The sequence below is a fragment of the Bdellovibrionales bacterium genome, from assembly GCA_016714165.1.
Classification (GTDB): domain Bacteria; phylum Bdellovibrionota; class Bdellovibrionia; order Bdellovibrionales; family UBA1609; genus JADJVA01.
Genome location: JADJNU010000004.1, coordinates 22,773 through 35,965 on the forward strand (window position 1 = coordinate 22,773; position 13,193 = coordinate 35,965).

The window sequence follows — 13,193 nt, forward strand, 5'->3', positions numbered from 1 at the left end:
CAAGTAAATATGATATTTCAGAGTCATGAATAAGAAACGGATTATTGTGCTCACGACCGGCGGAACTATAGAAAAGTCCTACGATGAGCAAGAGGGAGATCTACAAAATCGCGAATCTCTCCTTGAGAGGAAGTTGTTGAGCCGTTTGCGCCTTCCGCATACGGAAGTTCAATTTAGAGTTTTGATGGCCAAGGACTCGCTACATATGACGCCTTCCGATCGCGAGTTCATTTGGCAGGCCATTTTAGAATCCTTTCAACACGGAATTCCCATTGTTGTTCTCCATGGGACCGATACGATGGCCTTGACCCTTAAATATTGTTTTTCAAAGGAAGCTTCACCCCCTGTACCGGTCCTATTTACCGGAGCAATGAAACCTGTGGGTTTTGATGATTCAGATGCCACACAAAACTTTGCAGAGGCCATGGCTCTGGCCCATTATGTTGAACCGGGCTTTTACATCTCTTTTCACAATCATCTGTTCGCAGCACCCAATGTCGATAAAAATAAATCAACAGGGACCTTTGAATCCAACTGACATTTTGTGTCACAGACGAAAAACGGCACTTTATGTCGATGTTCTTATCGGACGGTACGAGTGCCTAATCGTATTATGTGAGAGATCGCGTCGGTATCTAGTATTTTTTTCAAGTATATTGTCGGAATCGTCTTTATATCGTTTGATAAGTCGTGTCAAAAATGCTATAACCCTCTCTTGTTCGAAGGTCTTGGATCTTGTTCGGGGATGGGACTTTTGTTGACCGTAAGCTGGAGGTTAGTGAATGACTTCATTCAATGTTGGTGACAATGCCGTGTATCCTGGACACGGTGTTGGCCAAGTGACTGCAATCGAAACCAAAGAAATACTGGGTTCAAAACAGACGTTTTATACGATTCAGATTGTTGAATCTGGTATGAAAATTATGGTTCCAAGGAATAACGCACAGACGGTTGGATTAAGACCGATTATTTCTAAGGGTGAGGCCGCTCAAGTTCTCGACATTTTGCGTGATACCGATGTAAAGGTCGACAATCAGACCTGGAACCGTCGCTACCGCGAATACATGGAAAAAATCAAAACTGGATCTGTATTCGAGATTGCCGAAGTTTTGAGGGACCTTTTTGTCCTTAAAGTCGACAAGGAACTCTCATTTGGTGAGCGCAAGATGCTTGATACGGCTCGTAGCTTGCTTCTGAAAGAACTTTCTCTCGCGACGAGTACGGACGAGTTGAGGAGAGAGGGCGAGATCGCCGCTATTTTCGGACTTTAATCACCAGAGAAATTTAATATTTTTGTAAGCCCATTTGCTCCTGAATCAAAGATCGGGCATCTTTGGCCATTGTCTTTCATCTGAATTATTAGAAAAGGAACAATGGTCATGAGTATCTCGTCTCCTGCATTCACATCCCCCTTGCGTGTTCGCTTTGCACCAAGCCCCACTGGCTATCTTCATGTTGGAGGGGCACGCACGGCTCTCTACTGCTATTTGATAGCTAAGAATCGGGGCGGGACCTTTGTCCTGAGGGTCGAAGACACGGATGAGGCGCGATCAACAGATGAATCCATGCAGATGCAGCTGGCAGATCTGGAATGGTTGGGTTTGAATTGGGACGAAGGTCCTCATCCAAAGACATTTCAAGATATGGGCCCGCATGGACCATATCGTCAGAGTCAAAGAAAGCATATTTATCGGCAATATGCCAGCCAGCTTCTGGAGAGCGGGCATGCCTACTACTGTTTTATGACAGATGCCGAAATGGAAGCAAAGAGGAGCCTCCTTCATCCGGAAGGGCAAAATGTGCAGTTCAATAGTCCTTACCGGGACATGTCAGCACTTGAGGCGAAACGGCGCGTTGAGCAGGGAGAGCCTGCGACAATCCGGTTTAAAACTCCTCTTCAAAAGAAGAACTATGTGCTGAAGGATCTGATTCGTGGAGAGGTGGTATTTCCATCTGACATGGTCGGAGATTTTGTCCTTGTCCGTTCGAGCGGAATGCCCGTCTATAATTTTTGTTGTGTGGTAGATGATGCGCTCATGAAAATCACCCACGTGCTAAGGGCGGAGGAGCACTTGAGCAATACCTTGCGCCAGATGATGATATACGAGGGCCTTGGGATTCCTCTTCCTGAGTTTGGGCATCTCTCTATTATATTGGGGCCTGACAAACAAAAACTGAGCAAGCGACACGGGGCAACCAGTTGCAATGAATACCGTCTGAGCGGATTTCTTCCCGAGGCCCTCAATAATTTTATCGCTCTTTTGGGATGGAGTTCGCCGAATGGGCAAGAAATCATGTCTATGAAGGAGATGATTGAGCAGATGAGTCTGGATCGGTTCAATCCATCGCCGGCTGTATTTGATGATGTGAAATTGAGGTGGGTCAATGCCACTCATCTGCGGGCATTGCCTCACAAAGAATTATGGGGGCGCCTCAGGCCTTTTCTGGACGAGGCAGGTCTTCACTTTTCTGAGGACCCCGAGTGGCAGAATAGAGCCCTGAGTCTCATGAAATCATACATGGAAACTCTAAAAGATGGGGTTGAACTTTTTCGCCCTTTGTCTAGGGGGGATTTCCAGGTGTTGCCTGAGGCCAAAGAGACGATGGCGTGGGAATCCACTCCGACTGTGATTGCAAAGTGGCGCGAGTTGCTGATTGGCTTTAAGGCTGAATACTTGAGTGAGAGCGACTTTTTGGAAATACAGGAGCAGGTCAAAAGTGATTGTGGCGCTAAGGGAAAATTCCTGTTTATGCCCATTAGAGTTGCGGTTCTTGGTAAACCTCATGGGGCAGAATTAAAGATTCTCGTGCCTTTACTGGAAAAAAGTCTTTTAATCGAACGAGCAGAAAAGGTTCTTTCTGCATTTGGCTGAGGGGAAAAGTACGGCCCCAAGGGGTGGGCTGTATCGGTCAGTATTATGAAGAAAAGGAGTCCACATTGGGGTTGCGGATTTTAAATACTAAAACTCATTTGAAAGAAGACTTTGTTCCCTTGAAGGAGGGAGAGGTTCGCATGTATGTCTGCGGACCAACGGTCTATGATTTGCTTCATGTGGGAAATTTTCGGGGCGCTATATTTTTTAATTTGGTCCGCAATTGGCTTGAACATAAAGGATTTAAAGTCACTTACATTTACAACTATACAGATGTAGATGACAAAATAATCGAACGAGCAAAAAAGGAAGGTGTTTCTGCCAGCGAGATCTCTGAAAAATATATTCGGGAATTTAAACAGGATTATGCAAGTTTAAAATTGCGCCCTCATTCACGAAATCCGCGAGTGACTGAATTTATGGAGGAGATCATTGCCTTTGTCAGTGAGCTGATAGAAAAGGGAATGGGGTATGTCGAAAATGGCGATGTCTATTTTGATGTCCACGTATTTGAGAAGTATGGGCAGTTGAGTAATAAAAACCTGGAGGACCTAGAAGCAGGGCACAGAGTGGGAGTGGACGAGAGAAAAAGGCACCCGGCCGATTTTGCTCTTTGGAAATCAGCGAAGCCCGGCGAACCTTCCTGGGATTCTCCCTGGGGAGCTGGGCGTCCAGGCTGGCATATCGAGTGTTCGGCGATGGCGCGAAGCTTATTGGGAGACACGATTGATATTCATGGTGGTGGTCTTGACTTGGTCTTTCCGCATCATGAGAACGAAGTCGCTCAAAGTGAGGGCTGCACAGGAAAGACTTTTGTTCGATATTGGATGCACAATAACATGATTAACTTCGGTGATCAGAAGATGAGTAAATCTTTGGGGAATGTGCGCACCGGACGAAACTTTCTCGAGCAATACGATCCTGAAATTTTGAAATTCATGATGATTTCGTCTCACTATCGTAGCACTGTTGATTTAAATACCGATCAGATTCATCGCGCGATCTCGGGTTTGGCTCGCATTTACTCTGCGATGGCTCATGCGGAAGCAGCTATAAAAACCAATCTGGAATTGGTGCCTCTCAATGAAAAATTTGAAGTCGCAATTGAAAAGGCTGACAAGGGAATTGAAGAGGCGTTGGACGATGATTTCAATACACCTGAAGCAATGGCGCGAATCTTTGAAATAGTAAGGCTCTACAACAGTTTGAGCCGAACGCCTGGAAAAATGACTCCAGAAAAGAAGGCGATCTCTGAGGTATTTTTTCATTGGTTGAAAAACAAGGGAAATCTTCTCGCACTTTTTCAAGAAGGACCGGCTGAGTATTTACGCCTTCTCGATGATATGCTTCTGACTCAAATGGGCCTCGAAAGAAGGGTGATTGATGGATTGGTGGAAGAACGCGATCGGGCTCGATCGGATAAAAATTGGGCAGAGTCTGATAGAATTCGAAATGATTTGACGGCCAAGGGGATTGCCCTTCAGGACAGTCCAGAAGGGACCCTCTGGGAAGTAGCTAAATAAAGAGAAAGATGTAGGTTTGTTTTGGTCAAAAGCGAAGGGCGAACGCAGGTGCTGGTAAGTAGAAGCTTTCAGCTTGTCACTCCTCTTACACCTGCCGGAGATCAGCCGCGGGCGATCCGTGATATCACTGAAAATATTCGTGCGGGATCCAAACATCAAGTTTTGCTCGGTGTGACGGGTTCCGGAAAAACCTTCACAATGGCAAATGTTATTGCGGAGCTCAACCTTCCGGCCCTGGTTTTGGCTCCCAATAAGACACTTGCAGCGCAGCTTTTTGCTGAGTTCAAAGAGCTTTTTCCTCAAAATGCAGTGGAGTATTTCGTCAGCTACTATGACTACTATCAGCCCGAAGCCTATATTCCATCCACCGATACCTTTATTGAAAAGGATTCGGCAATCAATGAGCAAATTGATCGCATGAGGCATGCGGCGACCCATTCTTTGTTTGAGCGGCGTGACGTCATCATTGTTGCTTCGGTCAGTTGCATATACGGACTTGGGTCTCCAGAGGCTTATGAAGGATTGATGATTCGCTTAGAAAAAAATATGGATCTGAGACGGGATCGTTTTTTAAGGGAGTTGGTCAGAATCCAATACCGGCGCAATGATGTGGATTTTCATCGAGGGACATTCAGAGTACGGGGAGATGTCGTTGATGTTCTACCTCCCTATGAGGAAGAAAAGGCCATTCGCATTGAATTTTTTGGGGACTTTGTTGAGCGAATTTGCTGGGTAGATCCGTGGCGCGGGACTGTCCTTGAGGATATCGATAAAATCGCAATCTATCCCGGAAGTCACTACGTGAGTACGGAAGAAAGAGCCAAGGTGGCCGTTGAAACTATTCGGGACGAACTCCGAGAGAGAATTCAATATTACCGACAGCAAATGAGGGTCTTGGAAGCGGAACGAATTGAGCAGCGCACTTCCTACGATCTAGAATTAATGACGGAGATGGGGTTTTGTCCGGGCATCGAAAATTATTCCCGCCACTTCACTGGGCGCGAGCCCGGACAGGCTCCACCGACTTTACTTGAGTATTTTCCCTCTCAGTTTCTGACCTTTATTGATGAATCCCATGTCACAGTTCCGCAAGTGGGAGGCATGTATCGAGGTGATCGAGCCAGAAAACTGACACTTGTCGATCATGGATTTAGGCTGCCCTCTGCGCTTGATAACCGACCCCTTAATTTTCAGGAATTTGAGAATTATATGGATAAGGTCATTTATGTGTCGGCCACGCCGGGTGAATATGAAATGTCCAAAAGTGAAGGCTTGATTGTAGAGCAGATCATTCGTCCCACTGGGCTACTTGATCCTGTGGTGGAAGTGCGTCCTGCCCGCGATCAGGTCGATGATTTGCTTGGAGAAATTCGGACGCGTTCAAAAAAGAAGGAAAGGGTGCTCATTACCACTTTAACCAAGCGTTCAGCGGAAGATCTTACCGAGTATTTCGAGGGTCTCGGTGTTAAAGTTAAATATCTCCACAGCGATATCAAGACAGTCGAGAGGACGGAGATCATCAGGGATTTGCGATTGGGTATTTTTGATGTTTTGATTGGGATCAATCTTTTGCGTGAGGGTTTAGATATTCCTGAGGTGAGTCTTGTGGCCATTACGGATGCTGACAAAGAAGGATTTTTGCGCTCAGAAAGATCTCTGATTCAAACAATTGGTCGGGCTGCGCGAAATGCAAATGGAATGGTGATTCTGTACGGTGGAACAGTGACAAAGTCGATGCAAAAGGCGATGGACGAGACAAATCGTCGACGCCTTATTCAACAGAACTATAACGAAGAGCATGGAACGACTCCGACGACCATTATTAAGAAAGTCAGCAAAGGTCTCGCCGAGATTTATGGTTTTGACTTGTTGGCGAATATCCAAGGTGAAAAGACGCAGGCAAGAGGGAAGGCCAGGGAGAGTGGCAGAAGTGGGTCAAAATCATACTCAAAGGTCTCTGAGCCTACAAAAAAGTATGGAATGGATTCTAAGGGAATTGCAAAAGAAGTGGAGCGCCTTCGTGGAGAAATGAAAAAAGCGGCCAAGGAATTGGAATTTGAAGAGGCGGCACGAATACGAGACGAAATCAAGCGACTCGAAATGCGCTCCATTCTCATGCAGGAGGGGCAGGTAGACAGCGAAAGTTTAGTGGCTTTGGAGGGTGGATTTGAACCTAAAGAAAACGGTGATTGATCTGTCTTCTTTTTGGGATTCTTTAGAGGCGGGTGTGCCATGAGCGAAGCGAAAAGGGAACTGCTAAAGATAAGTATAAGGGAATTTCCAGAGTCACCCGGCGTCTACTTAATGAAAAATTCGAATGATAAGGTTATTTACGTTGGAAAGGCAAAAAGTCTTCGAGCGAGGGTGAGATCTTATTTTAACCAGAGCACAGACCAGAGTCCCAAAACAGTCTATCTGGTTAACCAAATTGATTCCATTAATTATTTGATCACTCACACTGAGGTTGAGGCCTTTCTTCTTGAGGCCTCCTTGATCAAGAAGTTTCGCCCAAGATACAATATTAGGCTCAAGGACGATAAGTCTTATCCCTATATTCGAGTGAGCATGACTGATGATTTCCCTAGATTTTATTTGCATCGTCGTGTGATCAGCGATGGTTCTCTCTATTTTGGTCCTTATACCAACGGTGGTGCTGTTCGGGACATGATTCGGTTTCTGAATCGGAGCTTCAAAATTCGAGATTGCTCGGATTCATTTTTTGCGGCACGCAAACGTCCTTGTATGATTTATCAAATAGGTCGCTGTTCTGCTCCTTGCACAAATCTCATTACAAAGGCTCAATATCTGCATGAAATTAAGGAGGCCCTTAAGTTTTTGCGCGGCGGGAATAAAAAGCTGGTTCGAGACTTGACCCAGCGAATGCAGTTGGCCTCTAGAGAAGAAAAATATGAATCTGCCGCCAGATTGCGGGATAGTTTGAGAGCGATATCTTCGGTCTGGGAGAGGCAGAGTGTCGTCTCCATTAACGAAGAGGATATCGACGTTGTCGCCTACCACAGTGATTTGGGCAGTACCTTGATTGAGACTTTGCACATTCGTTCAGGTCGAGTGATCGGAAATCGCTCCCATTTTTTTCCGAAACTTGATGTGAAAAAGATAGGTGAAGATCCACGGGAGTGGATGACGTCATTCTTGAATCAGTACTATTTGGATAATGTGATACCTAATGAAATCTTACTTCCTGTCGATTTGGGCGGAGACATCGTTAAACTTCTGGGTGATGTGTTTTGGGAGCGTGGAAAAAAGCGACCCCGCTTGATTCATGCGTTGGATGAAGAGGGGCGAAGACTGATGAGCATGGCCGAATCCAATGCCATAAGCCATTTTAAAGACCAAGTTAAGAAAAGAGAAGATCATCTCGCGGGTCTGGAGGAAATTAAGCGGAAGTTGCTTCTTCCGGAGTTTCCGCGTCGGATAGAGTGTTTCGATATTTCTAACTTTCAAGGATCTCAAACTGTTGCCTCTCAGGTTGTGTTTGAGGAGGGGCAGCCGCGGCCGGAGGAGTATCGGAAATACAGAATAAACACGGTGATAGGTCCGAATGATTTTGCCTCAATGAAGGAGGTCTTGTCCCGGCGTCTGTCTCATGCGGAATGGGAGGATCCTCAACTGATCGTGGTCGATGGAGGAAAAGGACAATTAAAAATTGCGACCGAGGTTTTGCAGGAGCTCGGTCGGCCAGAAATTCCGGTAGTTGGGTTGGCCAAGGCGCGAACCGAGGGTAAGTTTACAGATCAGGAGGTCCATGAATCGCAGGAGCGCTTCTTTCTTCCCGGACGTCAAAATCCGGTGACCTTTCGTCGTGGATCGAGTGGCCTAAATATTTTGGTGCAACTGAGAGATGAGGCTCACCGGGTGGCCATTACCTTTCATCGCGGCCTCAGAGGAAAGGAGCTTCTCTCCTCTTCTCTTGACAAGGTGCGAGGTCTGGGCGAGAAGAAAAAGAAATTCCTCCTCACCCAGTTTTCTTCCCTCGAAGAGATTCGGAGGGCAGACGTCGAGGAACTTGCGGCCTTAAAGGGATTCAATCGAGCAATTGCTGAGGGTATCGTCGCTGCACTCAATGAATCCGACCCTGCTAATGAAAGGGAGAAAATTGAGGATGTTTAGGGTGATTTCCCCAGTCTTATTATTCGTGATCATCTTCATGGCGACATATCTCCCCGCTTCGGCCGAGGAGGATGTGAACCGGACGCTTTTTGCCCTGGCTCAATCCTTGGCAAAACATGCCGATCACGGTCCCGCTTCTCCCATGAATTGGGCCCTTCTGACTCCCACGAATAGAAGCGAGATCTTGGTTAATAATCGAAAAAATATGCTGAGTGTCCTGGAGCCGCGGGAAGGACAAGTTGTCGAGCTGGCGCTGAGTCACCCCGTATTGCTTCTCTCAGAGGAGCGTAAGCCTATTTCACTCGAACCTCGGGTGGACTCTATCCAAATGGCAGCAGACTCATCTTCGTCTTTGGTGATTAACAAGGGCCAACTTCACGCTGTTTTGCGGTGGGAAAAGGAGTTTTTTATTATGGCTTCCTCCTTCGGTCCTAGTTGGGCTGACTATTATTCTGGTAGCAATGGGGCCGGCGAAATTGTGATCAGTTTTGGTTACAGATTGGACAAAGTGGAAGACCCTCTCGGAATATCCCAGCCTCTGCTAGGGATAGTTCACGAGACGTTTCAAGGCATCGAAGATCCCGCACAGTATGAGGCTTTTGTTGCTGGCAGAATTCGAGATATACCGAGGCTTGACCAGATACCGAAGTTCACTCGAGATAATGTAAGATTTTATTTGAACATGGGATTAAGAGATTTTGCAGCTGATCACAAAGATTTTTTAATGAAATCAATGAGCTCATTGAGCGGAGCGAGAATAGGGAGTTCTGAGAAAAGGATGAAAAAACGCTTCGAAGAGGGCGCTCATCAAGGGGTCGGGTACCTTCTTGACAATCGTGGCGAGCAGTATTTGCTTTTTAACATATTTATAGAAGCTTATGATTTTCGAGATGCCTTTGGCGCAGCATTTCTAAAAGCTTTGTTTCAGACTCCCGCTCCTCAAAGAATTGAGGAGAGATTTTTGGCGTCTGGAGGTGGATATCTTTGCACTCGACAATTGTCGAGTTCATCAAGAGTTCTGCACTGAATTGGATAATTTGCTGGCCGGGAATAATAATTTGTTCAATATTTACTCTTGAATGATTTGCGGGATCTTTGAATTTGTTGATTCCAAATTCCTTTTTAAGAGTTTTTAAGGGATGATGAAAAAGCATTTCTGGCTTTATTTGGCTTTCTTCCTTTCTGGGGCTACGAGTCTTGTTCTTGAAATTACTTGGTCAAAAGAATTATCCTATATATTGGGTAATTCTCTTTATAGCAGTGCCACGGTTGTTGCGGCCTTTATGTGCGGACTTTCTTTGGGGAGTTGGCTTTTGCCCAAAATTTCCTGGGCCCTTCGGAAACCACTCCGAACCTACGGATTTTTACAGGTTGCCATAGGCCTACTTGGTCTTATCTCTATTCCGATTTTTCGATCGACGACTCCTCTTTTTGCCTGGCTCTATGGGATGAGCACAGAAAGTCCAGTTTTGTTTCTTGCAATTCGCTTCGTGATAACGTTTACGATGATGGTTTTGCCCGTTCTCTTTATGGGAATGACCTTGCCGGCGGTGGTAGGTTCCTTAGCACAAAAAGGGGGAGAATCGAGCTCTTTGGCAGGTCGCCTGTATGGGGTGAATACAATAGGAGCACTCGTAGGAACCTTGTTGGCAGGGTTCTTTTTTATTCCCAATTGGGGTTTGTTAAGGACCTGCATAGGAGTCGGGATCTTTGATCTTCTGATTGGTTACTGGGCCATCATGATTGGCCCACAGACACTCAAGTTGGAACCAATTCAAGCAGGTAGAATGATCAGTGAGGGAAATTCAAGTCTCAAGACACGTGGTTTTGAATTATTGTTCTTTGTTTCAGGGGGCCTTTCGATTGTCTTTGAATTGTCGTGGTTTCGGATGTTGAGTGGAATACTGGGTGCGACTGTCCACGCCTTCACAAATATGTTGGTGGTATTTTTGCTCGGAATAGGACTTGGAAGTGTCGCGGGTTCGGCCCTTTTAAAGCGTTCAAAAAATTGGCGAGTAGAGGTATTTTTTATTCAAGCCATGATTGGAATCTGTGCGCTTGTGACTCTGTCATTTTATGATGAACTGCCTTATTGGTACGGTCATTTGTATTTGACATTATCTGGAGGAGAATCAGGTTTTGGGTACATTCTCTCTCAATTGCTGGTTTCCTCTCTGATTGTTTTACCAAGCACCTTTTTTATGGGAGCCTTTTTTCCCTATGCCTTGCATTTGTATCAAGAGCTTCGCGCGAGCGATTGTCTTTCGATCTCGACGGGGAGAATTTATGCCTTCAATACGATTGGAGGTGTTATTGGGAGTTTGTTGACAGGTTTTTTTCTTATTCCTTCACTTGGGGTCTCAAGCACCATAAGTCTAGCTTCAATCACGGGTTGGCTCGTCGCAGCTTCTTTTTTATTCTTTCTCATTCCGGGGACTGCTTCCAGAGTAAAACTCAAGTATTTTTCTTTGGTGTCTTTTCTGACCTTCGTTTGTGTTCTTGTTGTTCCTCCTCATGATCCCTTAGCGACGAATCAAGGCATCTATATGTCTATGGCAACAGAGGGAGCATTGGAGGAGTTAGAAAAGCAGAGAGAAAACACTCCGGCCCGACTCCTTTATTACAAAGATGGTGTTCACGGCAGTGTTGCGGTGACAGCTAATGAGTTTTCAACGGGAAAAATTGGCTTGCGGATTTCGGGAAAACCAGTTGCAGGAGCTGGACATGGGGATCGCAGGCACTTGATGCTTCTGGGGCAGGTGCCGCTGCTTCTTCATGAAAATCCGAAAACTGTCGCCGTTGTGGGTTTGGGAACAGGGATCACGGCGGGTCATGTGCTCTCTCACCAGAGTGTTGAAAGTGTTGAAATCTTAGAACTTGAGAAGAGTATCGTTGAGGCGAGTCACTATTTTAATCACGTCAACGGCCAACCCTTAGCCGATCCCCGTACAAAGGTGATTTTTGAAGATGGACGCATTTATCTTAAATACACAAATAAAAAATATGACGTCATCACATCTGATCCAATCAGTCCCCTGGTCTCGGGTGCTGGTAATCTTTATTCGCGCGAATATTACATGGAGGCCGCAAAAAAGCTAAACGAAGGTGGAGTTTTCTGTCAATGGATTCAGAACGAGGGGCTTTCAGAGAATTCATATAAAATGGCTTTGAAAGCTATTCAGGAGGCCTTTCCCTATACTTACCTATTTATTTATGGCTATGATTCTGTGGCCGTTGGGTCCAATCACCCCATAAGCCTAAATTGGAACAGGCTTGAGAGAGTTTATCAATCACCAAGCGTTCAAAAAATGCTTGATTCAGAAGGTCTGACTTCAATTTATGATCTTTTTGGATATTTTTATGGTGGCAAAGACCAGATCAAGGCTTTTCTTAAACAGTCGAGTATTCCCAATACTGATGACAACGTAAAGTTAGAGCACAATATCCCTTTTGATTTTTATAGTAAAAATCGAGAGAGTGTTTCACAGTCTTTGATGATTGAGACCTCAGTCGGTCGCTTAGAGGCATTCAAGGAAATGATTCCGGGGGGCGATCCGATTCAATTTCTGGCCCATGTGATCAAATATCCACCCATATTTTTCTCCGAGGTACATGAACCTATTTTTACTGCGCTCAAAGCAAGTGCAGAAAAAATGAAATTGCCGATTGAATCAGCGACGCTCAATCAATGGCAGGCCGTCAGATTAAAAAAAGAGGACATTGCCGTTGAGTATGAAAAACTCAATCGGTCTGTAAAAGAAGCCATGGGGGAGAAGGATAAGAATCGCCTCATGGGCCTCCTTGAGACAGCACTGTCTTTTCGGCACGGAACGGGCTACTACACGGCCGGAATTTTGCTGGGCGAAATATTGATAGAGAAAGCTCAATTTGCAAAAGTGATTGAGGTGTCCCAAAAAATTAAGCTTGATCATCCAGCTTATCCAGAAGCTTATCGGTTAGAGTCTGAGGCCTATATACAGACAAATCAATTGGCACTGGCTAAGGCAACTCTGGCCGAGGGACTTATTTACTCGCCTGACGATCCTGGGCTAAATAATTTGCATAAATCAATTCCAATACAATAGAATGAATGAGAGATGTCCAGAATATCGAACTGAGCTTTTCGGGGGAGTTTATGAGGTTGAAGACAATTTTGATGTTTTTGTGTTCGGCTTGTTTTGTCAGCTTGGCTTTAGGTTCTAGTAATGGCGTAAAATCGGGATCTGATCCCAAACCGAATGAAGCGTCGAACCCCGCAGATGCATCGGTGGGGCCATCAGGGGCAAGCTATAACTACGAAGTAAAGGCGCAGATATTTATTGAAGGAAATCTTGTAGCTGAGCCACGGCTTGATACAATGTCGGGCGATAAGACGGAACTCATTCAAACGACAAAGGATCAAACAAAAAAGATGCGATTTTCTGTTGTTGCCACTGAGAAAGAGCATCACAATATTAAGGATGCCATCAGCCTTAAGATTGAGTTGGAATACAAGGATGGGAAGAGAATGGCTTCTTCGAAGCCTGAGATACTTGTGCCTCCCGGAAAGGAAGGCAAAATTAGTCAACAAAGAGGTGGAGCTCAAGGAGAGCTTGTCATCACTGTCGTGGCGAATCGCAAATAGAATTTAGCAGTTTAGTGAAATTGGGCGGTTGACTCAAAAATT

9 protein-coding genes are annotated in these 13,193 nt (G+C 45.4%); all 9 read left to right on the top strand.

What is annotated here, in order from left to right:
• Positions 1-25: 25 nt before the first annotated feature.
• The 9 genes from IPJ71_17090 to IPJ71_17130 all read left to right on the top strand — a co-directional run bounded on the left by IPJ71_17090 (position 26) and on the right by IPJ71_17130 (position 13,151).
• Complete coding sequence (locus IPJ71_17090; protein MBK7845364.1) at positions 26-538, top strand: asparaginase; 513 nt, start codon at positions 26-28, stop codon at positions 536-538.
• A gap of 244 nt (positions 539-782) precedes the next feature.
• Positions 783-1,271: a CarD family transcriptional regulator gene (locus tag IPJ71_17095; protein MBK7845365.1), complete on the top strand. Its 489-nt coding sequence runs from the start codon at positions 783-785 to the stop codon at positions 1,269-1,271.
• 108 nt (positions 1,272-1,379) lie between these two features.
• The gene (locus IPJ71_17100) at positions 1,380-2,873 is read left to right on the top strand and encodes a glutamate--tRNA ligase (GenBank protein ID MBK7845366.1); all 1,494 of its coding nucleotides are present in this window, start codon (positions 1,380-1,382) and stop codon (positions 2,871-2,873) included.
• Positions 2,874-2,938: 65 nt separating this feature from the next.
• Positions 2,939-4,396: a cysteine--tRNA ligase gene (locus IPJ71_17105; GenBank protein ID MBK7845367.1), complete on the top strand. Its 1,458-nt coding sequence runs from the start codon at positions 2,939-2,941 to the stop codon at positions 4,394-4,396.
• A 51-nt stretch (positions 4,397-4,447) separates the two neighbouring features.
• Positions 4,448-6,589 (top strand): excinuclease ABC subunit UvrB, encoded by a 2,142-nt coding sequence (uvrB, locus tag IPJ71_17110; protein ID MBK7845368.1) that lies wholly within the window; start codon positions 4,448-4,450, stop codon positions 6,587-6,589.
• 39 nt (positions 6,590-6,628) lie between these two features.
• On the top strand, positions 6,629-8,527 hold the full coding sequence (gene uvrC / locus IPJ71_17115; GenBank protein ID MBK7845369.1) for an excinuclease ABC subunit UvrC: 1,899 nt from the start codon (positions 6,629-6,631) through the stop codon (positions 8,525-8,527).
• The gene (locus IPJ71_17120) at positions 8,520-9,554 is read left to right on the top strand and encodes a hypothetical protein (GenBank protein ID MBK7845370.1); all 1,035 of its coding nucleotides are present in this window, start codon (positions 8,520-8,522) and stop codon (positions 9,552-9,554) included. The genes uvrC and IPJ71_17120 overlap by 8 nt, the downstream gene beginning before the upstream one ends.
• Before the next feature lie 112 nt (positions 9,555-9,666).
• Entirely contained in the window at positions 9,667-12,612 is a 2,946-nt protein-coding gene (locus IPJ71_17125) for a fused MFS/spermidine synthase (protein ID MBK7845371.1), read from the top strand.
• 50 nt (positions 12,613-12,662) lie between these two features.
• Positions 12,663-13,151 (top strand): hypothetical protein, encoded by a 489-nt coding sequence (locus IPJ71_17130; protein ID MBK7845372.1) that lies wholly within the window; start codon positions 12,663-12,665, stop codon positions 13,149-13,151.
• Positions 13,152-13,193 lie beyond the last annotated feature (42 nt).

Excerpts from the sequence above, each read along its gene's own strand:
- IPJ71_17090 (MBK7845364.1), top strand. The coding sequence starts at position 26 with ATGAATAAGAAACGGATTATTGTGCTCACGACCGGCGGAACTATAGAA.
- IPJ71_17095 (MBK7845365.1), top strand. The coding sequence starts at position 783 with ATGACTTCATTCAATGTTGGTGACAATGCCGTGTATCCTGGACACGGT.
- IPJ71_17100 (MBK7845366.1), top strand. The coding sequence starts at position 1,380 with ATGAGTATCTCGTCTCCTGCATTCACATCCCCCTTGCGTGTTCGCTTT.
- uvrC (MBK7845369.1), top strand. The coding sequence starts at position 6,629 with ATGAGCGAAGCGAAAAGGGAACTGCTAAAGATAAGTATAAGGGAATTT.
- IPJ71_17120 (MBK7845370.1), top strand. The coding sequence starts at position 8,520 with ATGTTTAGGGTGATTTCCCCAGTCTTATTATTCGTGATCATCTTCATG.
- IPJ71_17125 (MBK7845371.1), top strand. The coding sequence starts at position 9,667 with ATGATGAAAAAGCATTTCTGGCTTTATTTGGCTTTCTTCCTTTCTGGG.
- IPJ71_17130 (MBK7845372.1), top strand. The coding sequence starts at position 12,663 with ATGAGGTTGAAGACAATTTTGATGTTTTTGTGTTCGGCTTGTTTTGTC.